This window comes from Pseudomonas caricapapayae, assembly GCF_001400735.1.
Lineage (GTDB): Bacteria > Pseudomonadota > Gammaproteobacteria > Pseudomonadales > Pseudomonadaceae > Aquipseudomonas > Aquipseudomonas caricapapayae.
This window is the reverse complement of record NZ_LJPW01000068.1, coordinates 16,508-40,700: the sequence shown is the minus strand read 5'-3', so window position 1 is coordinate 40,700 and position 24,193 is coordinate 16,508. Positions and strand designations below refer to the sequence as shown.

The following is a 24,193-nucleotide window of genomic DNA, read 5'->3' as shown; positions in this document are numbered from 1 at the left end:
GCGCCCTGTGGCTTTTTTGAGCGCTATGACTCACATAAATGTGTCACGACAGATACATCGCACTGTAAGACCGCCTTGCTAGGGTCGGCGCCTTATTCGAACTGAGTACAGGCGCTCGCCATGCGATGTAACAAACCGGTTACCCACGTAATGATGTCGTCGTTGATCCTTTCACTGCTTGCGGTATCGGTACAGGCAGCGAGCCGTGCAAATGACAACCGGATCAATGGGGTCGATCTGCTTTCCGGGTTCGATACCTTGTGGACGACCGGAGCGACCTGGGATACCGGCACGCCGACTGCCCTTGGCCAGAGCCTGCTCAAGCGCAACCTGCAGATTGTGGTCGACCGCGCCAATTCGCGCACACTGGCGCAGGAAACCGCCGCCTACTTCGATGACCGCCGCGACCAGAGCTACAGCGCCATCAGCGGCCTGGGCTCGTTGAGCGATGCCTACAAAGCAGGTTCGGGTGCCTTCACAACCATCACGCAATTCGACGACAGCAACAAAACCGTCAAATACGACGACAAGGGCAACGGTGCGGGCAGCTCGTCTTCGGCACTGGGCAAGGTCGTCGATCTGGTCGGTGCCGTGCGCAATGATGCCTCCACGACACCGGCCAAGTCCCACTACCTGTATCCACGACCATGGCGGCAGAGCCTGGACGGACAGAATCTGGCATTCGTGGTCGCCCCGTCCCTGCGTCCGGCCGAAAGCACCACGCCGGCCAGTGACTCGGGGTTCCCGAGCGGCCATACCAACGCCGCCTACCTGTCAGCCTACGCATTGGCCTATGCGATTCCCGAACGGTTCAGCGAGTTGATGCTGCGCGCTTCGGAAATCGGCGACAACCGTATCGAAGCGGGCATGCACTCGCCCTTCGACGTGATCGGCGGGCGCATTACGGCGACCTACTTCGCCATCGACAACCTGTCCAATACGACCAACGCCCAACTGCGCGCCGACGCTCGCGCACAGGCGCTGGCCTATTTCACGACGCAGTGTGGCGGTGACGTCAACAACTGTATGGCGGCCATCGACCCGGCGACCGACCGCACCTCTCAACACGCACAGGACAAGGCGCTGTACACCTCGCGCATGACGTACGGTTTCGATCCGGTTGGCCCGACCAACCTGGCTGCGGTGGTGCCGACCAACGCCGAAGTGTTGCTCGAAACACGCTTCCCGTACCTGAACGCCAGCCAGCGTCGCGAGATTCTGGCGACCACAGAAATATCTTCAGGCTATGCGGTGATCGATCAGTCAGGTGGCTACGGTCGCTTGAACCTGTATGCCGCAGGCGACGGCTACGGTGCATTCAACTCCAACGTCACCGTCAACATGAACGCCAGTCTGGGTGGCTACAACGCTATCGACGCCTGGCGCAACGACATCAGCGGCAGCGGCGCACTGATCAAGAACGGCACCGGCAACCTGATACTGACCGGCAATAACACTTACTCGGGCGGCACGCTGATCAACGGTGGCACCCTGACCGGTCACGCCCAGGCCTTCGGCAGTGGCACGATCACCGACAACGCAACGCTGGTGCTTGATCAGTCAACCAACGACACCCTCGCCAATACACTGACGGGCAGCGGCGCGTTGATCAAGCGCGGTGCCGGTTCGCTTAACCTGACCGGCAACAGCACCCTGTCCGGTGCGACCACCGTGCAGGCCGGTCGACTGGCGGTGAACGGTAACCTGGGCAACTCCATCGTCAGCGTGCAGCAAGGCGCGACGCTGGGTGGCAACGGCAGCGTCGGCGGCATCAATGTCGCTCAGGGCGGCGTGGTTGCACCGAGTAATTCGGTCGGGCAACTGAACGTCAACGGTGACGTCAATCTGGCTCAGGGCTCGGTCTATCAGGTGGAATCGGACGCTAACGGCAATGCCGACCGCATTGTCGCCAGCGGTCGCGCGACCCTCAATAACAGCACGTTGTCACTGGTTGAAGGCGGTAACTGGCTGGCCGCGAGCCGTTACTCGATCCTCTCGGCAGCGGGTGGCGTCAGCGGCAGGTTCGTCGCTGCGCAAACCAGTTTCGCGTTCCTCACGCCGACACTGGACTACACCGCGACCGATGTCGGGCTGACACTGGATCGCAACGCACAAACCTTCGCCAGTCTGGCGACCACGCGCAATGCCAGGGCGGTCGCACAGGGCCTGGACAGCGCGGGCGTAGGCAATGCGCTGTGGCGTCAGGTGGTGCAGGATGATGCGTCGACGGCGCAGGCTACGTTCGGCGCGCTGTCCAACGAGCTGCATGCGTCGACACAATCTGCGCTGATCGAAGACAGCCGTCTGGTGCGCAACGCCATGAATGATCGCCTGCAGCAAGCGCAATCTGCGCAGTCATTCGGCAGCACCACACAGACTCTGGCCGGCGATGCTTCACGTGGCGTGGTCTGGACCCAGGCCATCGGTGCGACCGGTCAAACCGACAGCAGCCGTGACGCCTCGGGCCTCGAAACCCGCAGCAGCGGCCTGTTGTTCGGCGCCGACGTACCGCTCGACGAGACCTGGCGCATGGGCGCGCTGGCCGGTTTCAGCAACAGCAGCTTCGACCTGCGTCATGCCTCCGGCTCCACCGACAGCGACAACTACCACCTGGGTGTCTATGGCGGCGCGAAATGGGGCCAGCTGGGCCTGCGCCTTGGTGCCGTGCGCACCTGGCACGAACTGACTGCCAAACGCACACTGGACTTGCCAGGCTCGTCCGAGCACTTCAAGGAAGACTACAAAGCGGCAACCAATCAAGTCTTCGGCGAACTGGGTTATTCCATCGAGATGGGCAACGCGCTGCTTGAACCCTTCGCCAACCTGGCGCACGTACGCCTCGACACCGACGCCTTCGACGAGAACAGCAACGCCATCCGCCTGGAGAACAAATCCCAGGACAACCACATCACTTTCAGTACCCTGGGCCTGCGTGCCGCGACCCGTTTGAGCGCTGGCAGCGTCGTGATCAAACCCAACGCCACACTGGGCTGGCGTCGCGCCTACGGTGACGTCACTCCGGAAAGCCGCTCAACCTTCAGCGGCGGCAGCACCTTCGAACTGTCCGGCGCCCCCATTGCCCGCAGCGCAGCCGTGCTCGGCGCTGGCGTAGATCTGGGGTTGAGCGACACCTTGAGCGTGAGCCTGAGCTATGACGGTCAGGTGAGCAACGATGCATCGGATCAGTCGCTGAATGCGCGGGTGACGCTGGCGTTCTAAGGCTGAAAGTCTTCAACTGTGCAGCTCTCAAAAAATCGACAAATCGCGAACAAGCGAGGCGTCGCCCGGTCCGTGCACATAACGCGCTTCTGCCCGGAAAGCGTGGGAGCGGACTTGTCCGCGAAGGGCTGCGAAGCGGCCCCAGAACCGGCCACCTTGGTTGTATCTGGTGTATTGAGGCGGCCGGTTTTGCTGCCGGTTCCCGGCAGTTCGCGGACAAGTCCGCTCCTACTAATTCAGAGAGCTGCATGCGGAACATTGCGACTCAACGCGTAGGACCCGTCAGAAACACCCAAAGAACGGCGCTTCAGCCGAAGCATGGGCTACCAGCCTGGAGCCAGCTTCCAGCGCCAACTCAACAATGAGCCGGTTTCAACACTACAGCTCAACCTAAGACGCGTCGGCAATATCAGAAGCGCGTTCAACCGCGGCGAATTGGAAGCGGCCCGTCGGCTAGGGCGGCGTTTCGCAGATATCGACATCTCCAGCATCATCAACGACCTGATAGACGTGGTTAGCCAAATGGCCATGATCGTCGCGGGCAGTGCGCTCGCCGGTGGCGCAATAGGTGCGGGAGTCGGCAGCTTTTTCTTTGGTGCAGGCGCCGTCCCCATGGGCATGGCGGGTGCCGCAATCGGTCTGGAACTCAGCACCTGGATCCTTGGCATTCTCGGCCTGGCATCCATTGCCGAATTCTTCGTCGACGGCCTTCCTCGTATTGTCGAAACTACACGCGTGGCATCGCCATCGCCTGGGAAGGCACCCGTGGCGAGCCTGGCCTCAACCCTTTCGGCGGCGATGATCCCCAGGTTGTAGACCGCGCCGCCTATCACATCGCCCAAGGCCACGAAGAAGTGGTGGTGCTGCTACTGGGCGCCATCGTCGCCTACCTGACGCGCGGCCGAGGCAATGCAAGCGTGCTTGCCAATGAAATGCAAGCCAGTAAAAAAGGTGCGAAGCTGGGCCAATGGATGCTCCAGCACGAAGACGCCCTGACAAGACACCCCGACCTGCAAAACGCCGGCCCTCGTAAAAGTGCACTGGACAAACAGGAACCGCCACCGCCACCGCCCAATCGACGTGCGGACGAGCCCGATCCGAAAAGACCGTCAGGCATGCCTGAGCACAAGGTGCCATGCTTTAACGTGAGCGATAAGCACCTCGACCGAATTCCTGAGTTTGATCGTCAACTGGCGGGCCAGGAGAAGGGGTTGAAAAATTTGACGGTTGAAGAGTATTTAAAGGGGCGGGAGGCGTTTAAGAACGGGGAAGCGCTGAGGGATCCCGTAGTGGCAGCGAATGCTCGTAAATTACTTGGCGGCAGGATGGAAGACCAGCTTTTAGACAAGCTCATAAGTGAAAATATTTCTCCTGAACAGGCTTTAATTATGGCAAAAAAAATAACAGAACAGAAAATGGCAACGTTAGCGGCCCTGCATAACCCCGACCTAGTTGCTGGTGGTCGAGACGTTATTACCGACTTAGGCGATCGGCGCATTAACGCTAGCATTGGTCCACAATGGCAAAGCCGTATCGGGAGCTTAGATAAGGCGGCTAGCCAAGTACCCGCTGCTATTCAAAATATTACAAAAATCAATGCCAAACTTGAAAGATGTAAATAGGAAGATAACTATGGACGAGTATTATGACCTTTTTCTCAAAAAATTTGCCCCCCCAACCAAGCGTCAAGAAGTTCCAAAATCAAGTATTGCCAGATATAAAGGCAAACTCCCCGACCAGTTAATTCACTACTGGGAGGAATACGGCTGGTCGGGTTTTGGCAATGGAATTTTGTGGGTTGTCAATCCTCAAGACTATCAAGCCATTTTGGATCAGTGGATTTCAAGTACAGAACTCCCTCAACATGACAATTATTATGTCATCGCCCGCAGTGCGTTTGGAGAGCTTTATGTTTGGGGAGAGGAAAGTTGCTATAGCCTTTCGATCACTAGCTATATGTCAAGATACTCAATCCGAAATTCCGCATTTACGGGAAGCAAATCCGACCTTGGAGTTAAAGTTTTTTTCTTATCAATGAAGCCCGAGATCATCAACGTTGCGGATTTGTTTGAGCCAGCCTTAGAGGCACTGGGAGAGCTTGATAGTGATGAGATGTATGGATTCGTACCTGCTATAGCCCTTGGTGGCTCTATAAAGTTGAAAAACTTACAGAAAGTAAAAACTCTCGAACATCTGGAATTTCTGTCCCAGCTCTCACCGCTCCAGGACTGGGGTTTTCCTGACGTTTAGCCCTCATGCCCCTTCGCCGGATCGGGCCGAAGGAACGGGCTGAGTTCATGGGTGACGTCAGCGCTCTGATCGGCTTAAATCGAAGCTCACACGTTAAAGGCTTTGGAGAAGTGATGATGCACTCATTGGTGTGGTCGTCAGCTGCCCTGCTGTTCGCACTGCTGACCGGCTGCAGTGGTACGCCTCAAGCCACCTCAGAAGCAGTGCCCGGAGACGGCGGCGTGCCGGGCTTTTACACTTGGACAGGCGACCTGCCGTCCAGGCCCGGGGAGCTGCTGCGTTCTGAGCCGCTCACGCCACAGCAAGGTCTGAAAAACGCCGCGCTGAACATTCGTATTCTGTATACCTCGACTGACGGCCGCAGCAATGGGCTCATTGCGGTGTCGGGTGCATTGTTCATTCCTGAGGGCACGCCGCCAAAGGGCGGATGGCCGCTGATGGCGTGGGCGCATGGCACGGTTGGTAGCGCGGATGTCTGCGCGCCTTCATTTGCCCGGCGCAGTGATCGCGATACGCGCTACCTGAATGAATGGCTCGGGCGGGGCTATGCGATTGTGGCGACCGACTATGAGGGATTGGGGACGCCGGGGCTGCATCCATTCGGGCTGAGCAGCCCGTTGGCTTATGGTGTGCTCGACAGTATTCGCGCGGTTCAGAGGGCGGATTTCAATTTGTCCTTGCGGGTTGTCGTGTTTGGTCAGTCGCAGGGCGGTCGTGCGGCGTTTGCGACGGCTGTCTACAAGAAGACTTACGCACCGGAGTTGAATATTGTCGGCGTGGTTGCGACCGGGACGCCGTATCCGATGGCTCAATCGCGCGAGAAACATCCGGCACCGGACCCCTTCCGCGATCAGGTCTCACCATCGCTGGCCTATAACCTGTTGCGACTGAGCACCGCAGCGCTGATCGATCCGTCGTTTGTGCCTACCGATTATCTGAGCGATCGGTCGAAGCCCGCGTTCGCAACCAGTCAGCGTGAATGCCTGCAAACCATTGAGCGCAAGGTCGTCGCGGATGGACTGACCTTCAACAACAGTTTCAAACGCTCACCCGATCCAGCGCTTGATCAGGTCAATCGCCACTCGGACTACCCGACGCTAAAGACGGACATTCCGGTTTTTATAGGCACGGGCGGCAAGGATGTCATTTCACCTGTTCGCAGCCAGATCGCGCTGGTCAAGGATGCGTGCAAGGCAGGCGACCGCGTTGAGTGGCATTACTACCCGCAACTGGATCACTCGGGAGCGGTGAATGGCTCTCTGCCGGACTCGACACGTTTTGTCGAGAAAGCGTTTTCGGGAGAGTTTATGGCGGGGAATTGTGGGGCGACTGAGTCGATGCCTCAGCGCTGATCTTCAGCCAGGCACCTGGCGTTCCTCACGCTGCAGCGTGGGAATGCCCTGGGTGACGCTCAGCGTCACAAATCTGCGTCGCGCCGCACATTCAAGATCGGACACGGAGCGTCCAGAACGACATGCGACGCGGAGCGTCGCACGATCGTTGGGGGAACGAGAGTCAGTGGGTCAGAACGCAGGCAGTACCGCGCCGTCGTACTTCTTGTTGATGAAGTCTTTCACTTCCTGACTGGTCAGCGCCTTCGAGAGTTTCTCGATGGCATCGGTGTGGGCGTTGTCTTCGCGGGTAACGAGGAAGTTCACGTACGGCGAATCCGCACCTTCGATGATCAGCGCATCCTTCTTCGGATTGAGCTTGGCTTCCAGCGCGTAGTTGGTGTTGATCAGGGCAAGGTCAACCTGGCTCAAGGCGCGTGGCAGTACAGCCGATTCCAGTTCGCGGAACTTGAATTTCTTCGGGTTGGTCGCGATGTCTTTCGGCGTGGACAGCGCGTTGGTCGGATCTTTCAGAGTGATCAGGCCACCTTTTTGCAACAGCAGCAGTGCACGGCCTGCGTTGCTGCCTTCGTTTGGAATGGCGATGGTTGCGCCTTCAGGCAGGTCAGCCAGCTTCTTGTATTTGCTGGAGTAGCCGCCGAACGGTTCGACGTGTACGCCAACACCGGTCACCAGGCTGGTGCCTTTGCCCTTGTTGAAGCCATCCAGATAAGGCTTGGTCTGAAAATAGTTGGCGTCCAGGCGCTTTTCGCTCAACTGGACGTTCGGCTGAACGTAGTCAGTGAACACCTTGATTTCCAGGTCTACACCTTCCTTGGCCAACGTTGGCTGGATCAGCTTCAGGATTTCCGCATGCGGCACCGGCGTTGCGCCTACGACCAGCTTTTCACCTGCGTGTGCCAGGCCAATCGAGAACACAGCCGCCAGAGCGGTCAGCAAAAACGTCTTTTTCATGCAATGTCCTTAACGAAATCCAAGAGCGTCATCCATAAATGACCGCTGATATTCAATGGTTTGCCGCAGCGATCCGAACCCTGCGACATCATGCTGACATTACCGGTGTTTTATATTCCGATAAAATACTTTTTAGTCGAGTGCTTATGCTTTTTTGCATCACGATCCATTGTGCCTGATGACAACCGGTCTGGCGCGCCTCAAACCGTGCTTTTTTCCAGCTCGGAGGTGACTGTTTCCAGCAGTTGCCGGAGCGCAGAGAGCTGCTGACGATCACCCTTTTCGAGCAGCAGATGCGCCTGACGCTCGATCAGGGTAAACGGCGCAGCAATATCCGGCAGATTGATATCCTCAGCCCGGATTTCGTCACCGTTGCTGACCAGCAATGCAAAGTGAATGACGTTCTCCAGCTCTCGGGTGTTGCCGGGCCAGCTGTGGGCCTCCAGCGTGCGTTGTGCGTCTTCGCTGATCAGTTGCACAGGCAGGCTGAGGCGCTGGCTGTAGATCCCGACAAAATATTCGGCCAGCGGCAGAATGTTGCCCGGCTGTTCGCGCAACGCCGGCAGATCAAGGCGGCCCTCGCTCAGGTAGTGATAAAGCCGTTCGTGGAATTTCCCGGCGGCAACGGCCTGCGCCAGATCAATGCTGGTGGCGGCTACCAGCCGCACATCGACCGGGCTCGGCTGGTGCGCGCCCACTCGCGTGACCTCGTGATTTTCCAGGGCAGCGAGCAGCTTGACCTGAATCGGCAGCGGCAGGTCGCCGATTTCGTCCAGGTACAAGGTGCCGCCATTGGCCGAACCGAACCAGCCTGCGCGGCTGCTGACCTTTCCACTGTGGGCTCCGGCGGCATAGCCGAACAATTCGGCGTCGGCATACGTCGGACTGATCGCACCGCAGTTCACTGAAACGAACAAACCCGAGCGATCACTGCCACGATGGATGTGCCGCGCCAGCAACTCCTTGCCGGTCCCGGATTCGCCGCGGATCAGCACCGGTAGCGAACGGGGTGCCAACTGTTCCATTTCTTCGCGCAGCCTGCGCGAGCGCGGATCGATGAACACCAGCGCCTTGGCGCGAATGCTCAGCGGGCTTTTTTCTGCATCGGGAAAGGTCAGCAGCGGCTGACCGAAATTTTCGTGAAGGCTCATGACACACTCCCGCCTGAGCCCTTGCGACGGCTCAAGCGTTTAAAAGACAGGACCCGGCGAGTCCGATAAAAAACTGCCGTTCATGCGCGGCGACGCGCGTGCTGCTCCAAACGGTTTTGCAGCCGGTACAGATAGGCGAAACCTTGCTCCCATCGCTGATGGCCGGATTTGACGTTGATATGCCCGGCCTGACTCAGAAACCCGACCTCTGCGCCCCAATGACGCGCCATTTCCATGGCACGCTGGGAGCTGACCGCCGGGTCGTTGTCAGAGCTGACAATCTGTGTCGGAAACGGCAACAGGTCAGCAGGGATCGGCGCAAAGTTACGCAATGCAGGCGGGCAATTGGGACGTTCGACGTCGGCAGGTGCTACCAGCAGCGCGCCTTGCACCTGACGCAGCGTCTCCAGCGGTGCGAGTTGAGCCCAATGTGCGACGGTCACACAACCCAGGCTGTGAGCGATCAGGATCACCGGCGTGCTGTGCGCTGCAATCGTGCGCTGCAACTCTCCCACCCAGTCCTCACGTCGTGGTTTCAGCCAGTCGGCCTGTTCCACACGTGTGCTGTTGGGCAGGCTGTTCTGCCAGTGGGTCTGCCAATGATCATCAGGAGACCCTTGCCAGCCTGGCACGATCAGATACCGGATCGACTCGTTATGCATGGATTCGCCTCCTGCATGTATGCGTTCATGAGACGAGTATAGGGATGGAAGTTATATTCGCTAAGGAATAAGAAGCTATTTATTAATTCCCAAAACGAATATCAGCCGTCAGACAAAAAAAGAAGCCGCCCCCTGCCTTCGAGGAACGGCCTCTAATAAAAAATCACTTTCAGGGCAAAGAATACCCAGGCTTCGTTACAGGATTACGACGACCTCACGTTGCGGCAACAGTACCAACGCCCTGCTCGCCGACGCCCAGCGCCACGGGTTCGTCGTTCTGCGGGACTTCGCGGGCAACGTTCCATACTATGATCGCGGCAACGATATCGAAAATCGCCAGCACCACGAACAGCGGGCTGTAGCCGATCTTGGTGACCAGCACGCCGAATACCATGGTGAACGCTGCCGCACCAAAAAAGCCGAACATTCCGCCCATGCCGGTAGCGGTGGCCACCTCGTTTTTACCGAATGAATCCGAGGTGATCGAATACAGCGCGCCCGACAGGGTCTGATGCGCGAAACCGCCGATACACAGCAACGCGATAGCGGTATAAGGACTTTCGACCAGCCCGATACAGGCCGGACCGATCATGCATGAACAGCCGAACAGCATGACCATCTTGCGTGACGTGAACAGCGAAACCTTGCAGTACTTGTGAAACAGCGGGCTCAGATAGCCGCCCAGCACGCAACCGATGTCAGCCGCCAGAAACGGCAGCCAGGCGAACATCGCGACTTCCTTGATGTTCATGTGACGCTCGGTCATCAGGTACAACGGAATCCATGCATTGAAGGTCTGCCAGGCAGGTTCGGAAAGAATACGCGCTGACGCAATCGCGTAGAAATTACGGTTCTTGAACAGCCGCTTCCAACTGCCCCTCTGGGCCGGTGCATCCTTGAGGCGCGATTCCTGACCACTGAGGATGTAGTCGCGCTCGGTGTCGCTCAAACGCTTCTGATCGCGAGGGTGTTTGTACAACAGCAGCCACAGACCGCTCCATACAATACCCAGACCGCCGACAATCAGAAACGCCAGTTCCCAGCCGCTTTGCAGAATGGCCCAGACCACCAGCGGGGGCGCAAGCAATGCGCCAAACGACGAACCGATGTTGAACCAGCCGATGGCGACCGAGCGCTCCTTGGCCGGAAACCACTCGGTCGTGGCCTTGACACCTGCGGGCAGGCCCGCCGCTTCGGTCAGCCCGAGCATGCCACGGAAGATTGCCAGACTCTGCCAGCCCGTTGCGAACGCTGCGGCAGCGCAGGCGGCAGACCAGGCAACGGCAAAAATCGCAAACCCCATCTTGGTGCCGATGGCATCAATGACGTAGCCCGCCACCGGTTGCATGATGGCGTAGCACAACTGCCAGGCGACGACGATGTGCGCGTACTGCTCGGTAGAAATGCTTAGCTCGCTCATCAGCGTCGGCGCTGCCACGGACAACGTGTTGCGTGCAAGGTAATTGACGACCAGGCCGGCTGTTACCAGCCCCACCATCCACCACCGAATGCCTTTTATCTTCATCTCTTCACCCTGGTTATTTTTAGATTGGCGATGAGCGTCCCGCGGCCACGACCGTGAGGCGGCTGATTTTATGTAACTTCAGATTACGGTCTTCTCTAAAACGATGTTCGATACATTTCGTCGACAATCGCGTGAAAAAAGCGATTTACGAGATGATCGAGGCTGTGCTGATGCCTGAAAAACCAGACTGGTCATGGAATCGTTACTCTTTGAATTATTTTTATGGTTGTAATTTTTTAAAAGACTTATGTTGTCGTACAACATGGCGCATTTATAGTCATTTGCCGTGCCGGTGTCAAATGGCAGAAATGCCGATCCCCGCTTGCCAAGCGCTAGCGGAGGTTTACTCGGAGGACGGTCTTTTTTTGTTATACGACGACTATGCAGTCGGTGCGTGACCATGTCCGTTTTGGTCTGTTCAGGGGTGCCTGATGGGGACCGCGCATGGGGATCGCAGTCCGTCAGCAAGAAACGCGCCTAAACACTTGCACAACTGTCACAATTGCTTTCATTCTTGCTAGCGGCGTCAGGCAAGGGATTTGCCATTTGAACTGCTGTCGGCACTGGCCCGGCGCTGAATTACCCACATGTCAGGGAGAGGCGTCCGCATGCCTGAGCCAAGCAGTCTCGCCAGCTGGACCCCTGCGCTTCGCAAGCAGCTCGATGCACTGGGCGTAAACAGCGACGCGCTGTGCCAGAGCGCGGGCCTGGACCTGAGCATGCTGGGTGATCCCGGTGCGCAGTTTCCGCCGGACGTCACTGCCGCACTTTGGCAACAAGCAGTGCAGGCCAGCCTCGAACCGGCTCTGGGCTTGCGTGTATCGCGTTTTGTCAGCCCGACGGCGTTCCACGCGCTGGGCTACACACTGGTGGCCAGCGGCTCACTGCGTGAAGTTTTCGAGCGCATCGTACGTTACCGCTCAATGGCTGAGGACTCTCTGGAACTTGATTTCAGAACGGTTGGCGAGCGCTATGAATTCCGCTTCGGCACGCCGAAATCGTGTCAGTTGCCGGCCCATGAGTTGCTCGATGCATTTGCCGCCATCTACGTGCGCACCTGTCGCAACCGCTTAGGCAGGGGCTACGCGCCGCTGGCTGTGCATCTACAGCGTCCCGCGCCCGACAATCCGCAACCCTGGCAGGACCTGTTCCGCGCACCGCTGGTGTTCGCGGCACCGGAGAACTTGCTGGAGTTTGCTGGCGATCAGTTCGACAGCCACCTTGATGACGGCCCGGTACAAGTGAACGGGCAGGAACCCAGTGGCGATCCGCTGCCTTCGCTGATCTGGGAGCAGCGCGTGCGCTCTGCCATCGAGACTCTTCTGCCGGACGGTGAACCGACCGCCAGAAACATCGCCGAAGCCCTGCACCTGAGCACGCGCAGCCTGCAACGTCATCTGGCCGACGAGGGCTGCTGCTACGACCTGCTGCTCAATCAATGCCGCCAGAACCTGGCGTTGTTGCACATGAACGACCCGCAAAGCTCGCTGAGCGAAATCGCTTACCTGCTGGGCTTTACCGACACCAACAGCCTGAGCCGTGCCTTCAAACGCTGGACCGGACTGACCCCTGGTCAGTATCGCAGCGGCGTGGTGCGCTGAGCGCTGAGGGGGGGCGCACCCTGATGCCCATGCTCCACGCGGGCCTGCGTCCGATCACGAATGTGTGGCGTGGCAGAATTGTGACGCGAAGCGTCACGAAAGGCATTCTCACGCTGGAGTGTGAGGAACGATCAGTGTTTACAAGGACACCATCGTGTCAGTGCGCTCAAGAACACCATCGTACCCATGCTCCGCGTGGGTATGCAGTTCTGGACGCTCTGCGTCCGATCCTAGCGTGCTTCGATCCGCGCCAGTTCAGGTAGATCCCCCGACAGCCCCAACGCCTCGCGCACGAAGAGCGCCTTGGCTTCGGGCATTCGGTTGACCATTTTCAAGCCGGTATTACGCAACCAGCGCAGTGGCAGCGGGTTAGCCTGGAACAGCCGTTCGAAACCTTCCATTGCAGCCATCAGCGCCAGGTTGTGCGGCATGCGACGACGCTCGTAGCGACCCAGCACACGCATGTCAGACCAGCGTTCGCCGCGCACGGCAGCATGGGTCAGGACTTCTGCCAGCACGGCGGCGTCGAGAAAGCCCAGGTTCACGCCTTGCCCGGCCAGCGGGTGAATGGTGTGCGCCGCGTCGCCAATCAGGGCCAGGCCCCTGGCAACGTAACGCTTGGCGTGACGCTGACGCAGTGGCACGCATACGCGCGCATCGGCAGACAGCACCTGACCCAACCGCCCCTCGAATGCCTGCTCCAGCTCGCCGCAGAACAGATCGTCGTCCAGCGCCATCAGGCGCTCGGCTTCGGCAGGTGTGACCGACCAGACGATGGAGCACCAGTGCTCGCCTTCCCTCTCCAGCGGCAGAAAAGCCAGCGGGCCGTCATCGGTAAACCGCTGCCAGGCGGTTTGCTTGTGAGAGTCGGCGGTCTTCACGCTGGTAACGATGGCGTGATGCAGGTAATCCCATTCACGCGTCGGCGTTTCGGTCAGGCGGCGCACCGCCGAATTGGCACCATCGGCAGCGACCACCAGAGGCGCACGCAACTGGCGACCATCCGCAAGGGTCAGCAGCCAGTCATCGCCGGAGTGACGCATCTGCTCAAGCCGCGCATTGGCCAGTAAACCGATGTCGCTGTCATGCAGGCGGTCGAGCAACGCATCCTGCACTACACGATTCTCGATGATATGACCCAGCACATCAGCGTGCACACTGGAGGCCGAGAAGTGAATCTGCCCGGTGCCGCTGCCATCCCAGACCTGCATGTGCGCATACGGGCTGATGCGTCGCGCCGCAATGCCGTCCCATACGCCCAGCCGATCAAGAATCCGCTGGCTGGCCGCCGACAAGGCGCTGACCCGCGGCTCGAAGGTGGACTGTTGATCAAAGGGCTTGACGCTCATCGGCCCACCGTCGACCACCAGCACATCGAGACCGCTGCCCTGCAACGCCAGGGCCAGGGCGCTACCGACCATTCCAGCTCCGACAATCAGCACATCTGCGCGCGTTTCCATGGTCAAACCGTTCTCGCTTGCGGCCGAAGCCCTGTGTTTAAAGTCTGTAATTCACACATCGGATCGAGTCCCCAGACCCATGGCCTGACGGGCAAACCAGCGTTTGGCGGCTGGCAACAGGTCCAGGCCCAGCAAGCCGAGATTACGTCCGGTGGCAACTGCCGACTGAGTGCTGCCGAACAGGCGCGTAACCTTGTCGGAGAACCCCACCGTCAATTGTTGATCCTGGCGCTGGCGCTCCCGGTAGCGCTGCAGGGTAGGCAGATCACCGAGCGGGGCGTCGCTGTCGAGCAGCGTCTCGGCCAGTGCATCGGCGTCGCGCAGCGACAGATTGAAACCCTGACCGGCGATCGGATGCAGGCTGTGCGCCGCGTTACCCAGAATCACCAGATTAGAGCGTACCTGCTCCTCAGCCTCGACCAGCGCCAACGGGTAGACATGTCGCGCACCGACCTGACGCAGCGTGCCCAGACGATAGCCAAACACGCCCTGCAGTTCTTCAAGAAAACGGCGGTCATCCAGCTCGGCAAGACGCTGCGTGTCGTTGCCGGGCCGCGTCCAGACCAGCGCACAGCGGTTTTCAGGCAATGGCAATAACGCCATCGGCCCGTCATCGGTGAAACGTTCGAACGCCTGTCCGCAGTGCGCTTCGCTCGGTGTGATGTTGGCAATCAGCGCACTCTGGTCGTAGGGCCGCTGGCGCACGCCGATACCCAGCTGCTCGCGCAGGCTGGAGCGACCGCCGTCGGCGAGCACGGCCAGATCACAGTCCAGTTCGGTTTCATCACTCAGGCTCAGGCGATAACCATTGGCCAGCGGCTGCATGTGCCTGACCTCGGCGGGCACTCGCCAACTGACGACATCACGATCCAGCCCCGCCCACAGAGCCTGACCGAGCCATGCGTTTTCGACGACATAACCGAGCGCCGGAACGCCCTCTTCGATTGCAGACAGGCGGGTAGCGCCAAAACGGCCACGGTCCGAAACCTGAATTTGCAGGATCGGCTCGGCGCGTCGGGTTATCTGCTGCCAGAGGCCAAGACGCTCATAGATCCGCCGCGTGCCGAACGACAGCGCAGAGGAGCGCGCGTCGTAGCTGGGTTGCCAGGCTTCACCCGGCGCGAATGGCTCGATCAGCACGATCTTCCAGCCGCGTGCCTTGGCCCCGGCCTGCAGCGAAAGTGCGAGGCTTGCACCCACCAGTCCGCCACCGACGATAGCGATATTGAAGCGGCTCATGCGACCTGTGCCTGTGCAGCCGCCATCAGCGCCTCGATCTCGGCGACGGTCTTGGGCACGCCGCCGGAGAGGATTTCACAGCCCTGCCGGGTTACAACCACGTCGTCCTCGATGCGCACACCAATACCTCGCCATTTCTTCGCGACGTCCAGATTGTCGGGGGATATGTAAATCCCGGGTTCAACAGTCAGCGTCATGCCGACCTCCAGTACGCGCCACTCGCCACCGACCTTGTATTCGCCGACGTCGTGAACATCCATGCCCAGCCAGTGCCCGGCACGGTGCATGTAAAACATCTTGTAGGCCTCGCTCTCGATCAACTGATCGACATCGCCTCGCAGCAGGCCCAGCTCAACCAGCCCGGCGGTAATCACCTTGACCGTTGCCTCGTGCGCCTGGTTCCAGTGCTTGTCGGGACCGATGGCCTCGAAGGCTGCATGCTGTGCCTTGAGCACCAGCTCATAGATGGCTTTTTGCTCGGGTGAAAACCTGCCGTTCACCGGAAAGGTGCGGGTGATGTCGCTGGCATAACAGTCGATTTCGCAGCCTGCGTCGATCAGTACCAGGTCACCGTCCCTGAGCACGGCATCGTTCTGCTGGTAATGCAGGATGCAACCGTTGCGCCCCGAGGCCACGATGGAACCATAGGCCGGCATCTTCGAGCCGCCTTTGCGGAATTCATAATCAAGCTCGGCCTCCAGGCTGAACTCATGCAGACCCGCACGGCAGGCCTGCATGGCTCGTACGTGAGCACGCGCAGAGATGTCTGCCGCACCGCGCATGACTTTGATTTCTGCCGCCGACTTGTAGAGACGCATATCGTGCAACAGATGGTCCAGCGCGACGAACTCCTTGGGCGGCTGGGCACCGAGGTGTGCCTTGGAGCGAATCACGTTGATCCAGTCCATCAGGTGCCGATCGAACTCGGGATTGCTGCCCATCGCCGAATAGACCCGGTCACGGCCTTCGATCAAGCCCGGCAGGATTTCATCGATGTCGTTGATCGGGAATGCATCGTCTGCACCAAAATCCCGGATCGCACCTTCCTGTCCGGCGCGCAGGCCTTCCCACAACTCGCGTTCGGGATTGCGCTCACGACAGAACAATACGTACTCGCCATATTCACGCCCGGGGATCAGCACCACCACGGCTTCCGGTTCGGGAAAGCCGCTCAGGTATTGAAAGTCGCTGTCCTGCCGGTAGATGTGCTCGACATCGCGGTTACGAATGGCAACCGCAGCGGCTGGCAGGATAGCGATGCTGTCAGGCTCCATCTGAGCCATCAGGGCCTTGCGGCGGCGAGCGTACTCGGACTTCGGGATCTGAATCATGGGCAGCAGGCGTCCTGATGGAGGCCACCGGCCAGTGCTGTTGCCAGCACGGACCGGTGTCGCAGTGATGGGCAATCAGTGCAGAGAAGGCTTGGGCTGCGGCGCAGACGGTTCGTTGAATTCGGTAAACAGCAACAATGGGGCTACGCGCATGTACTCCATGACTTCCATGTAGTCGGTCTCGCCATCTTCGGATTCTTCCAGCGCGTCCTGAACCTGGGCAATTGCCGCCAGATCCTCAAGCACAGCCTTGGCCTCGGTGCCGAGCGCCTTGTCGCCAATGGCCAGACCAAAACCCGCCAGAAATCCCTGGCACCATTGGCCCAACGCACCAGCGCGCTCGGTCAGCGGCTCGTCGTCACCCGGCAGCAACAGCACGACAGTCATGTCGTCACCGGTGAGTTCGCCCTTGACCATCTCTTGCAGGCCGACAAGCGCCGCACGGATATTGTCCTGCGGCTCGGTTTCCAGCAGCACCGAAGCATCGGCGAACCAGCCTTCGTTATCGAAACCGGCACCTGCGCAACTGCGCCCCAGCAGCAAGCCATGCAGCTCGGCGGGGGATACCTGGTGACCGCCACTGTTGAGCAGAGTGGCGAACGCTTTGTACGGAGAATTCTGAATGGGCATGGGTAGCTAGTCGCCAAACGGCGCAATGTCTAGAATGAAGGCCTTGTATCCTAGACTATCCGCGCGACAAGATCACCCGGACGGCGGTTCGAGCTTGAGCACAAGCATCGCTCCCCCTGCCATTCATCAGAAAGTATTCAGTGGAAAACAATGGAAGACACCGACCTGCAAGCGCTGATGAAACGTGTGGAGCTGCTCCTGAAGTATGCCGAGCAACTTAAAGGCCAAAACGCACTCTTATTAGCTCAGGAAAAAACCTGGCGCGAGGAACGCGCTCAACTCATTGAAAAAAACGAAATCGCCCGGCAGAAGGTCGAGTCAATGATTTCGCGCCTTAAAGCCCTGGAGCAAGACTCATGAGCAATGGCAACAGCGTTACCGTTCAGATCCTCGACAAGGAATACTCCATCATCTGCCCTCAGGAAGAGCGCACCAACCTGGTCAGTGCCGCCCGTTACCTGGACGGCAAGATGCGTGAAATCCGTAGCAGCGGCAAAGTCATCGGCGCAGACCGCATTGCCGTAATGGCTGCCCTGAACATTACTCACGATCTGCTGCACAAAGAGCATCTGCCTGATGTACAGACCAGCAGCTCGACCCGCGAACAGGTCCGGGATCTGCTCGACAAGGTCGATCTGGTGCTTGCCACAGACACGCCCGGCACACCGGATTCAACTCGGGGCTGATTATTACGGGGCATTTCTGTATACTCGCGCTGCTCCCTGGAGTGCTTGCCAGTCGGTCATGTCCCTGAGCCGATACGCACAACCACGGGGGTTGCACGTTGGGGTTGGTGTGCATGTCCGCTCGACGGAAAGCCTTAAAACCTCCTGCAATCTCCACCTTGAACTTTCGGGTTCAAGGGCTAAACCGACAGCGGTTCGTCGGGGAGTCCATATTCAGTTCGTTGCCAGCCCAGCTGTCTGGCAACGACGATCCTGCTCTGGCTTCAACCTCCTTTCCGGATCAGCCTGCATGACCTTCCGCTCATGATCAGCGCCCAATCGCTCACTCGTCCGCAACTGCGCCGCCAGCTACGCTCCGCGCGCAGGGCGCTGAGTCGCAGCCAGCAACGTGCAGCTGCACGGGACGTTTACCGGCAACTGGCGCAGCACCCTCTTTTTCGGCGTGCCCGACATGTTTCGTTGTACCTGCCGATGGATGGCGAGATCGACCCACGATTGTTGCTGCATGAGGCACAACGGCGCGGCAAGGCCACCTATCTGCCGGTGCTCAATGCCTGGCCACGCACCCGCATGGTTTTTCAGCGCGTACGCCCCGGCGAGACATTCATCCCCAACCGTTTCCGTATCCCCGAGCCGCGCATCGTCAGGGCAAAGCAACGCCCTGTCTGGGCACTCGACCTGATCCTGATGCCCTTGGTAGGTTTCGATGACGAAGGCGGTCGCCTGGGCATGGGCGGAGGTTTCTACGACCGCAGCCTGGCGTATCTGGCGCGCAGAAAGACCTGGCGCAAACCGGTATTGCTGGGTCTGGCTCACGAGTGTCAGAAAGTGGATCGACTGGCGCAGGCCAGTTGGGATGTTCCGCTACAGGGCACGGTGTCCAACAAGGGCTGGTACATGACACAGACGCTCTGATCGTTCAGCCGGCAGGGCAATCAACGATCAGAGCAGGAACAGGGCTTAATGCCTGCCGGGGACTTTTTGCTGTTGTTGAGTGATTTCGACTGGAGCGTCATCCTTGCTGGTCCACAGGCTCTGCGCATAACCGGTTGTCACGACACCCAAGCCAAACAGAATAACCAGAATCCAGAGTAAATCAGGCTTGCGTTTCATTGACTGCCCTCCTTAGGCAAATCAATACGATGTCAGCATCGGTTCTTGTAGAGGCCGTGCAACAGCGTGGAGCTTTAAAGGGCGGCATTTTGCGGTAACGTGAACCGGTACGCAAATAGTGGCGCAAGCCGATTGTCGGTTTGTCATCAAACTGTCGGTAATACTGTGAACTTTTTGTCTCTGGAGTGAGAACAATGGCCTATTGGCTGATGAAGTCCGAGCCTGATGAATTCTCGATCAGCAACCTGCAACGACTGGGCAACGCTCGCTGGGACGGGGTCCGCAATTATCAGGCGCGTAATTTTCTGAGGTCCATGACCGAGGGCGACGAATTCTTTTTCTACCACTCCAGTTGTCCGGAGCCAGGAATCGCCGGTATTGGCAAAATTGCCAAGGCCGCTTATCCAGACCCTACTGCGCTGGACCCCGAGAGCCACTATCACGACGCCAGGGCGACTGCGGATAAAAACCCGTGGAGTGCCATTGACGTCGAATATGTGGATATCTTCAAACACGTGCTAGGGCTGGGTTATCTGAAGCAACAAAGCCAGCTGGAGCAACTGCCTTTGGTACAGAAAGGCAGCCGGCTCTCGGTCATGCCGGTCACCGCCGAACAATGGGCGGCGATCCTGGCACTGCGCTGAAGGGCGTTATTGAACGATGAAGTTATTGAACAGCAAGTCTTCGACAATCGGCTTGCCTTCTTCATCGTTCATCACGCGCTGAACCTGCTTGAGTGCTTCCTGACGAATGTTTTCCTTGGCTTCGGCGCTGCTCATGGAATCCACCGACTGCTGAGTGAACAGCGACACCAGTTGATTACGGATCAATGCGTCATTACGCTTCACGGCAGCCTCGGCATCGGCACCCGTTACACGCAAGGCAATGTCAGCCTTGTAGACGCGCAGCTTAGGGCCGCCATCCAGCGCGTAATTACCCACGAACGGAGGCGTCAGCGAAACATATGCCGCCTTGGGCGCTCCCCCTTCTTCCTTGGCTTCTTCCTGTGCCATAACGGGCAATGACAAGGCCAGCAACATCAGAATCCACGCTTTCACAGTCCACTCCTTAATCCGGTTTGCCACGTAGCTTACAGCTTATGTGTGCTTATCAGGCAGGGCCATGCTTGTTGACCCGGGAACCCGCTTAACTGACTTTATCGGCCATTACCGAAAAAGGAATAGCCCGATGAAAGCCCTGTTATGCAAAGCCTTCGGTCCTGCCAGCACACTGGCGCTCGAAGACGTCCCCGGCCCCGCGATCAAAAAGAACGAAATCCTTCTCGACGTGCACGCCGCCGGGGTCAACTTTCCCGACACGTTGATCATCGAGGGCAAGTACCAGTTCAAGCCGCCCTTCCCGTTCTCACCGGGTGGCGAGGCCGCAGGCGTGATAGCGGCCGTCGGTGAAAACGTCAGCCACCTGAAAGCCGGCGACCGTGTCATGGCACTCACCGGCTGGGGCAGTTTTGCCGAGCAGGTCGCCGTTCCCCACTACAACGTACTTCCAATTCCGCAGGGCATGGACTTCACCACTGCCGCCGCATTCAGCATGACCTACGGGACCTCGATGCACGCCCTTAAACAACGCGGCCACCTGCAACCCGGCGAAACCCTGCTGGTGCTGGGCGCATCCGGCGGCGTCGGCCTGGCCGCCGTGGAAATCGGCAAAGCCCTCGGTGCCCGCGTCATCGCCGCCGCCAGCAGCGCAGAAAAACTCGAAGTGGCCAGAAACGCAGGTGCAGACGAGCTGATCAACTACAGCGAAACCAGCCTCAAGGACGAAGTCAAACGCCTCACCAACGGCAACGGCGCCGACGTGATTTACGACCCGGTCGGCGGCGACCTCTTCGACCTGGCCATCCGCAGCATCGCCTGGAACGGTCGCCTACTGGTCGTCGGCTTCGCCAGCGGCCGCATCCCCGAACTGCCCGTCAATCTGACCCTGCTCAAGGGCGCTTCGGTGGTCGGCGTGTTCTGGGGCTCGTTTGCCCAGCGACAACCGCAGGACAATGCGGCGAACTTCAAGCAGCTGTTTGCGTGGTTTGAAGAAGGGAAATTGAAGCCACTGGTGTCGACGGTTTATCCGCTGGAAAGGGCTGGGGAGGCGATTGATTTGTTGGGGGGACGCAGGGCTGTGGGGAAGGTGGTGGTGTTGGTTGGCAAGACCTGAAGCTCACGCAAAAGCACGCGAGATTCCCTGAGATGTGGGAGATGAGCCGGGCGACGCTTCGCTTGCTCGAGAAAGCGTACTTACAGGGCAACAAGCATTTTCGTTGCCATGCCCGCTCATGCTTTTCTGAAGACTTCGCGTCCAATCCTGAATGTGAGTCATGGTGCGAATTGCGACGCGGAGCCTTACAAAAGGCATTGTTACTGGCACGTGAGAAACGGGAGATATCCGCGAGATCTTCACCGGCGCCACCGACCTCTTCGTGAGCAAGCTCACTCCCACAAGTACGCGGCGCTCACGCTGTCCGTGACTGAAGCTTTGTACGCACCGAGAAGAAATCCTCACACTGCTCGCATAGCCTTCTTTATTAGAAGGTAAGCGCGAAAATATATAAACCACTAAGGCAGCATCTTCAAATAATCACAGTGACTTTAGTGCAGGCAGTAAATTTGCGAACTTACTAAACACTATAAATCAGGAAGTCGGCACATCATCCATACATAATTATGGCTTTTCAGAAAAAAGCCTTTGTTAGCCTATCGCCATACAAAAAAAGGAAATTGTATGAGCGAAAATAACAGTAACGATGACCCTCCGGAAAAAAACATCCTGGTAGACCGGGGTATTCCAATGCGCCCGGATTCGGATTTATCAAAAAACTTTCATATCGGTGCGGAAAGCAACGGCAGCAATTCCGGTTGGAACATTGGAGTCGTGGGTAGCGGCAATGGACCCAGCACTACCGGCCTAGGCCCAGGCCGCGGTCGCCGAAGAGGTATCACTAATAAACAGCTGAGACGTCTATTAAGGCAACAAGAGGCAGAGGCGCATGCGTTGGCCCAGCGGCAAGCGGCAGAACACGCGGCTCATCTCGCAAGACTAGAAGCTGAGGCGCATGCTCGGGCAATGGCGGAAGCCGCCGAGCGAGAGCGCGTTGAAGCGCAGGTGCGCGCACAGGCCGAAAAAGATCAGGCACATCGACAGGCTCTTGAAACGCTGACAGCGTCCTATCCCTCGTTACAATCTGGATTGGCACAAAACTACTTACTGGCTTTTGCATCGCTGCCAAATGATCTTCAAAAAGAAATAGCGTCAGGTCATGATCTAAATGCTGATCCCCCACGCGACGAACAGGCTCTTGAGCTGATACTTCAGAAAAAAATCAGGGTTAACTATTTACTTGCAATCAAACAACCGTTACTGGAAGAGCGTCGCGCTCAGGCTCTGAGTCTCACCGGTCAAGAGCTTGACCATGCTACACAAAAAGACCACCTGAACTATCTGGTGTACTACAGCCAGGGTGATCCTCCACGTGTGCAGCAGGCCCATGAAGCGTGGATACAGGCGTTATCTCAGACCTACGAAGCAAAGCTTCTTGCCGAATCGGTCACGCTGCTCAACGAACAATCAGCAGCGCTTTCCATGCGCCATGCTGAACTGTCGCTGGCCAATAAACCGGCGAGTCAGGAAGCACGACAGGCCGCTGACATCGACAAGTTGTGGTCGGTTATTGCCCCCGCGTCAACCACAACCGCAGCACCAGGCATCAGAACCGTTGCGACCAACATCGCGAAGGATCAACTCATCAGGATTGCGACCAGAACACTGGGCAGCAATCTGGTTACGTTGCTGGCGATGTATCCACAACCGTTGGGCGACGCAGAACTGCCGCCCGCCGTTATCGCCACACCTCTGTCGCAGCTCAACCTGCCGCCGCATATCGATCTGCACTACCTTGCCAGCGTCAACGGCACGCTGGATGTGCCTCATCGACTGACATCCGATGAAGCTGGCACAAGCGGCGCTACACGCTGGGTAGCTACGGACGGTGTGAAAGTTGGTACCAAGGTTCGCGTAAGAACGTTCACCTATAACGCACAGAACAATTCCTACGAGTTTATCCGTGACGGGGAATCGACACCGGCACTGATATGGACGCCAATAGCACGACCGGCGGACAGCTCGACAAGCTCACCCGCAGGACCACCCGCTTTGCCGGTAGATCCAGGCAACGTGGTGACACCTTTTGTACCCGAGCTTGAAGCTTACCCGGCGATTGATCGAGATGATCCTGATGATTACATTCTCATATCGCCGATTGATTCAGGGCTGCCGAATAGCTACCTGCTGTTCAAGGACCCGAGGTCGATTCCGGGGGTTGCGAGTGGGCATGGTGAGGCGGTGACAGCTACCTGGCTGAGAGGGCCGACGGCAAGCCAACCAGCGCCGATTCCTTCCAGTATTGCGGAAAAGCTGAGAGGACGGCCATTTACAAGTTTTGACAAACTGAGGGAAGCGATCTGGCTAGAGGTATCCAAAGACCCGGCGTTGAGCCGACATCTTGGAGAATTAAGCCGTATTGAGGTATCAGATAAACGTGCACCTCTTGTCAGGGCAGCAGATAGGGTGGGTAAACGTTTGAAATATGAAATCCATCACAAGCACTGGATTAGCGAAGGCGGAGCAGTTTACGACTTGGACAATTTGGTAATCATGACGCCGAAAGACCACATTCAAGCTCACAGGAAAAACCAATGAAACTAAAATCTCAATTGAGCGACTATACCGAAGCTGAGTTTATGGAAATCCTGAACGAACTTTTTAACGGCATAAGCGCCACCAAAGAAAATGCTGAAGAATACGTTATTAGCCTTATCGACCACATTGCAGAAGTGACTGAACATCCAGAAAAATCAGATTTATTGTGCTATCCACCCGAAGGCAGAGAGGATAGTGCCGCAGGGGTTATGAAAGAAATAAAAGAGTGGCGAGCAACAAATGGCAAGCCGGGCTTCAAAGATTAAGCACCCCATACACTAATAGCTCAAACACTATAAAAAAGGAAATC

General features: G+C 58.0%; 21 protein-coding genes, 1 other RNA gene and 1 pseudogene. 13 read left to right on the top strand and 10 right to left on the bottom strand.

The annotated features are described in order from the left end of the window. Positions 1-120 precede the first annotated feature (120 nt). The 4 genes and pseudogenes from ALO80_RS10580 to ALO80_RS10565 all read left to right on the top strand — a co-directional run bounded on the left by ALO80_RS10580 (position 121) and on the right by ALO80_RS10565 (position 6,821). Entirely contained in the window at positions 121-3,219 is a 3,099-nt protein-coding gene (locus ALO80_RS10580) for an autotransporter domain-containing protein (protein WP_055008971.1), read from the top strand. A gap of 318 nt (positions 3,220-3,537) precedes the next feature. Then, positions 3,538-4,841 (top strand): annotated as a pseudogene (locus ALO80_RS10575) (DUF6861 domain-containing protein). Positions 4,842-4,851: 10 nt separating this feature from the next. Further along, entirely contained in the window at positions 4,852-5,469 is a 618-nt protein-coding gene (locus ALO80_RS10570; RefSeq protein ID WP_055008970.1) for a GAD-like domain-containing protein, read from the top strand. A gap of 116 nt (positions 5,470-5,585) precedes the next feature. Continuing rightward, entirely contained in the window at positions 5,586-6,821 is a 1,236-nt protein-coding gene (locus tag ALO80_RS10565; RefSeq protein WP_055009013.1) for an alpha/beta fold hydrolase, read from the top strand. 171 nt (positions 6,822-6,992) lie between these two features. Here ALO80_RS10565 and ALO80_RS10560 read toward each other — a convergent pair whose 3' ends face one another. The 4 genes from ALO80_RS10560 to ALO80_RS10545 all read right to left on the bottom strand — a co-directional run bounded on the left by ALO80_RS10560 (position 6,993) and on the right by ALO80_RS10545 (position 11,086). Further along, on the bottom strand, positions 6,993-7,775 hold the full coding sequence (locus ALO80_RS10560) for a MetQ/NlpA family ABC transporter substrate-binding protein (protein WP_054985514.1): 783 nt from the start codon (positions 7,773-7,775) through the stop codon (positions 6,993-6,995). 200 nt (positions 7,776-7,975) lie between these two features. Then, positions 7,976-8,926 carry a sigma 54-interacting transcriptional regulator gene (locus ALO80_RS10555; protein ID WP_055008969.1) on the bottom strand — a complete coding sequence of 317 codons (951 nt, stop codon included), beginning with the start codon at positions 8,924-8,926 and terminating at the stop codon, positions 7,976-7,978. A gap of 80 nt (positions 8,927-9,006) precedes the next feature. Next, positions 9,007-9,588, bottom strand: coding sequence for an alpha/beta hydrolase (locus ALO80_RS10550; RefSeq protein WP_055008968.1), 582 nt, complete (start codon positions 9,586-9,588; stop codon positions 9,007-9,009). A gap of 214 nt (positions 9,589-9,802) precedes the next feature. Next, positions 9,803-11,086: an MFS transporter gene (locus tag ALO80_RS10545; protein WP_055008967.1), complete on the bottom strand. Its 1,284-nt coding sequence runs from the start codon at positions 11,084-11,086 to the stop codon at positions 9,803-9,805. 635 nt (positions 11,087-11,721) lie between these two features. On the opposite strand from ALO80_RS10545, the gene ALO80_RS10540 reads away from it, so the two are divergent. Beyond that, entirely contained in the window at positions 11,722-12,714 is a 993-nt protein-coding gene (locus tag ALO80_RS10540) for an AraC family transcriptional regulator (RefSeq protein WP_055008966.1), read from the top strand. A 230-nt stretch (positions 12,715-12,944) separates the two neighbouring features. Here the strand turns inward: ALO80_RS10540 and ALO80_RS10535 are convergent, their stop codons facing one another. The 4 genes from ALO80_RS10535 to ALO80_RS10520 form a co-directional block, all read right to left on the bottom strand. After that, positions 12,945-14,174, bottom strand: a complete 1,230-nt coding sequence (locus tag ALO80_RS10535; protein WP_055008965.1) for a 2-octaprenyl-3-methyl-6-methoxy-1,4-benzoquinol hydroxylase — start codon at positions 14,172-14,174, stop codon at positions 12,945-12,947. A gap of 51 nt (positions 14,175-14,225) precedes the next feature. Then, positions 14,226-15,413, bottom strand: a complete 1,188-nt coding sequence (gene ubiH / locus ALO80_RS10530) for a 2-octaprenyl-6-methoxyphenyl hydroxylase (RefSeq protein WP_055008964.1) — start codon at positions 15,411-15,413, stop codon at positions 14,226-14,228. Next, complete coding sequence (gene pepP / locus ALO80_RS10525; protein ID WP_054985521.1) at positions 15,410-16,744, bottom strand: Xaa-Pro aminopeptidase; 1,335 nt, start codon at positions 16,742-16,744, stop codon at positions 15,410-15,412. The genes ubiH and pepP overlap by 4 nt, the downstream gene beginning before the upstream one ends. Positions 16,745-16,819: 75 nt before the next feature. After that, a complete protein-coding gene (locus tag ALO80_RS10520; protein ID WP_054985522.1) occupies positions 16,820-17,374 on the bottom strand; it encodes a YecA/YgfB family protein in 555 nt (184 codons plus the stop codon). A gap of 150 nt (positions 17,375-17,524) precedes the next feature. On the opposite strand from ALO80_RS10520, the gene ALO80_RS10515 reads away from it, so the two are divergent. The 4 genes from ALO80_RS10515 to ALO80_RS10505 all read left to right on the top strand — a co-directional run bounded on the left by ALO80_RS10515 (position 17,525) and on the right by ALO80_RS10505 (position 18,975). Then, positions 17,525-17,734 (top strand): TIGR02449 family protein, encoded by a 210-nt coding sequence (locus ALO80_RS10515; protein ID WP_002551573.1) that lies wholly within the window; start codon positions 17,525-17,527, stop codon positions 17,732-17,734. Then, positions 17,731-18,060, top strand: a complete 330-nt coding sequence (locus ALO80_RS10510) for a cell division protein ZapA (RefSeq protein ID WP_055008963.1) — start codon at positions 17,731-17,733, stop codon at positions 18,058-18,060. Before ALO80_RS10515 ends, ALO80_RS10510 begins: the two co-directional genes overlap by 4 nt. A gap of 30 nt (positions 18,061-18,090) precedes the next feature. Next, positions 18,091-18,269, top strand: a non-coding RNA gene (gene ssrS / locus ALO80_RS29370) — 6S RNA. 94 nt (positions 18,270-18,363) lie between these two features. Further along, the gene (locus tag ALO80_RS10505) at positions 18,364-18,975 is read left to right on the top strand and encodes a 5-formyltetrahydrofolate cyclo-ligase (RefSeq protein WP_054985523.1); all 612 of its coding nucleotides are present in this window, start codon (positions 18,364-18,366) and stop codon (positions 18,973-18,975) included. Positions 18,976-19,020: 45 nt separating this feature from the next. On the opposite strand, the gene ALO80_RS31595 is transcribed toward ALO80_RS10505, so the two are convergent. Then, a complete protein-coding gene (locus ALO80_RS31595) occupies positions 19,021-19,173 on the bottom strand; it encodes a hypothetical protein (protein WP_004655149.1) in 153 nt (50 codons plus the stop codon). A gap of 194 nt (positions 19,174-19,367) precedes the next feature. Here ALO80_RS31595 and ALO80_RS10500 point away from each other — a divergent pair, with 194 nt between their 5' ends. Continuing rightward, entirely contained in the window at positions 19,368-19,817 is a 450-nt protein-coding gene (locus tag ALO80_RS10500; RefSeq protein WP_055008962.1) for an EVE domain-containing protein, read from the top strand. A gap of 6 nt (positions 19,818-19,823) precedes the next feature. Here the strand turns inward: ALO80_RS10500 and ALO80_RS10495 are convergent, their stop codons facing one another. Continuing rightward, a complete protein-coding gene (locus ALO80_RS10495; protein ID WP_054985525.1) occupies positions 19,824-20,231 on the bottom strand; it encodes a flagellar basal body-associated protein FliL in 408 nt (135 codons plus the stop codon). 130 nt (positions 20,232-20,361) lie between these two features. On the opposite strand from ALO80_RS10495, the gene ALO80_RS10490 reads away from it, so the two are divergent. The 3 genes from ALO80_RS10490 to ALO80_RS10480 all read left to right on the top strand — a co-directional run bounded on the left by ALO80_RS10490 (position 20,362) and on the right by ALO80_RS10480 (position 24,149). After that, on the top strand, positions 20,362-21,345 hold the full coding sequence (locus ALO80_RS10490; protein ID WP_055008961.1) for an NADPH:quinone oxidoreductase family protein: 984 nt from the start codon (positions 20,362-20,364) through the stop codon (positions 21,343-21,345). A gap of 906 nt (positions 21,346-22,251) precedes the next feature. Beyond that, on the top strand, positions 22,252-23,883 hold the full coding sequence (locus ALO80_RS10485; protein WP_055008960.1) for an S-type pyocin domain-containing protein: 1,632 nt from the start codon (positions 22,252-22,254) through the stop codon (positions 23,881-23,883). After that, on the top strand, positions 23,880-24,149 hold the full coding sequence (locus ALO80_RS10480; protein WP_055008959.1) for a bacteriocin immunity protein: 270 nt from the start codon (positions 23,880-23,882) through the stop codon (positions 24,147-24,149). Before ALO80_RS10485 ends, ALO80_RS10480 begins: the two co-directional genes overlap by 4 nt. Positions 24,150-24,193: the final 44 nt, after the last annotated feature.

Coding starts and splice junctions, on each gene's coding strand:
- ALO80_RS10510 (WP_055008963.1), top strand. CDS start 17,731: ATGAGCAATGGCAACAGCGTTACCGTTCAGATCCTCGACAAGGAATAC.
- ALO80_RS10500 (WP_055008962.1), top strand. CDS start 19,368: ATGGCCTATTGGCTGATGAAGTCCGAGCCTGATGAATTCTCGATCAGC.
- ALO80_RS10545 (WP_055008967.1), bottom strand. CDS start 11,086: ATGGTGGGGCTGGTAACAGCCGGCCTGGTCGTCAATTACCTTGCACGC.
- ALO80_RS10505 (WP_054985523.1), top strand. CDS start 18,364: ATGATCAGCGCCCAATCGCTCACTCGTCCGCAACTGCGCCGCCAGCTA.
- ALO80_RS10480 (WP_055008959.1), top strand. CDS start 23,880: ATGAAACTAAAATCTCAATTGAGCGACTATACCGAAGCTGAGTTTATG.
- ALO80_RS10565 (WP_055009013.1), top strand. CDS start 5,586: ATGCACTCATTGGTGTGGTCGTCAGCTGCCCTGCTGTTCGCACTGCTG.
- ubiH (WP_055008964.1), bottom strand. CDS start 15,413: ATGAGCCGCTTCAATATCGCTATCGTCGGTGGCGGACTGGTGGGTGCA.
- ALO80_RS10515 (WP_002551573.1), top strand. CDS start 17,525: ATGGAAGACACCGACCTGCAAGCGCTGATGAAACGTGTGGAGCTGCTC.
- pepP (WP_054985521.1), bottom strand. CDS start 16,744: ATGATTCAGATCCCGAAGTCCGAGTACGCTCGCCGCCGCAAGGCCCTG.
- ALO80_RS10490 (WP_055008961.1), top strand. CDS start 20,362: ATGAAAGCCCTGTTATGCAAAGCCTTCGGTCCTGCCAGCACACTGGCG.
- ALO80_RS10550 (WP_055008968.1), bottom strand. CDS start 9,588: ATGCATAACGAGTCGATCCGGTATCTGATCGTGCCAGGCTGGCAAGGG.
- ALO80_RS10580 (WP_055008971.1), top strand. CDS start 121: ATGCGATGTAACAAACCGGTTACCCACGTAATGATGTCGTCGTTGATC.
- ALO80_RS10570 (WP_055008970.1), top strand. CDS start 4,852: ATGGACGAGTATTATGACCTTTTTCTCAAAAAATTTGCCCCCCCAACC.
- ALO80_RS31595 (WP_004655149.1), bottom strand. CDS start 19,173: ATGAAACGCAAGCCTGATTTACTCTGGATTCTGGTTATTCTGTTTGGC.
- ALO80_RS10520 (WP_054985522.1), bottom strand. CDS start 17,374: ATGCCCATTCAGAATTCTCCGTACAAAGCGTTCGCCACTCTGCTCAAC.
- ALO80_RS10485 (WP_055008960.1), top strand. CDS start 22,252: ATGGCGGAAGCCGCCGAGCGAGAGCGCGTTGAAGCGCAGGTGCGCGCA.
- ALO80_RS10555 (WP_055008969.1), bottom strand. CDS start 8,926: ATGAGCCTTCACGAAAATTTCGGTCAGCCGCTGCTGACCTTTCCCGAT.
- ALO80_RS10540 (WP_055008966.1), top strand. CDS start 11,722: ATGCCTGAGCCAAGCAGTCTCGCCAGCTGGACCCCTGCGCTTCGCAAG.
- ALO80_RS10535 (WP_055008965.1), bottom strand. CDS start 14,174: ATGGAAACGCGCGCAGATGTGCTGATTGTCGGAGCTGGAATGGTCGGT.
- ALO80_RS10560 (WP_054985514.1), bottom strand. CDS start 7,775: ATGAAAAAGACGTTTTTGCTGACCGCTCTGGCGGCTGTGTTCTCGATT.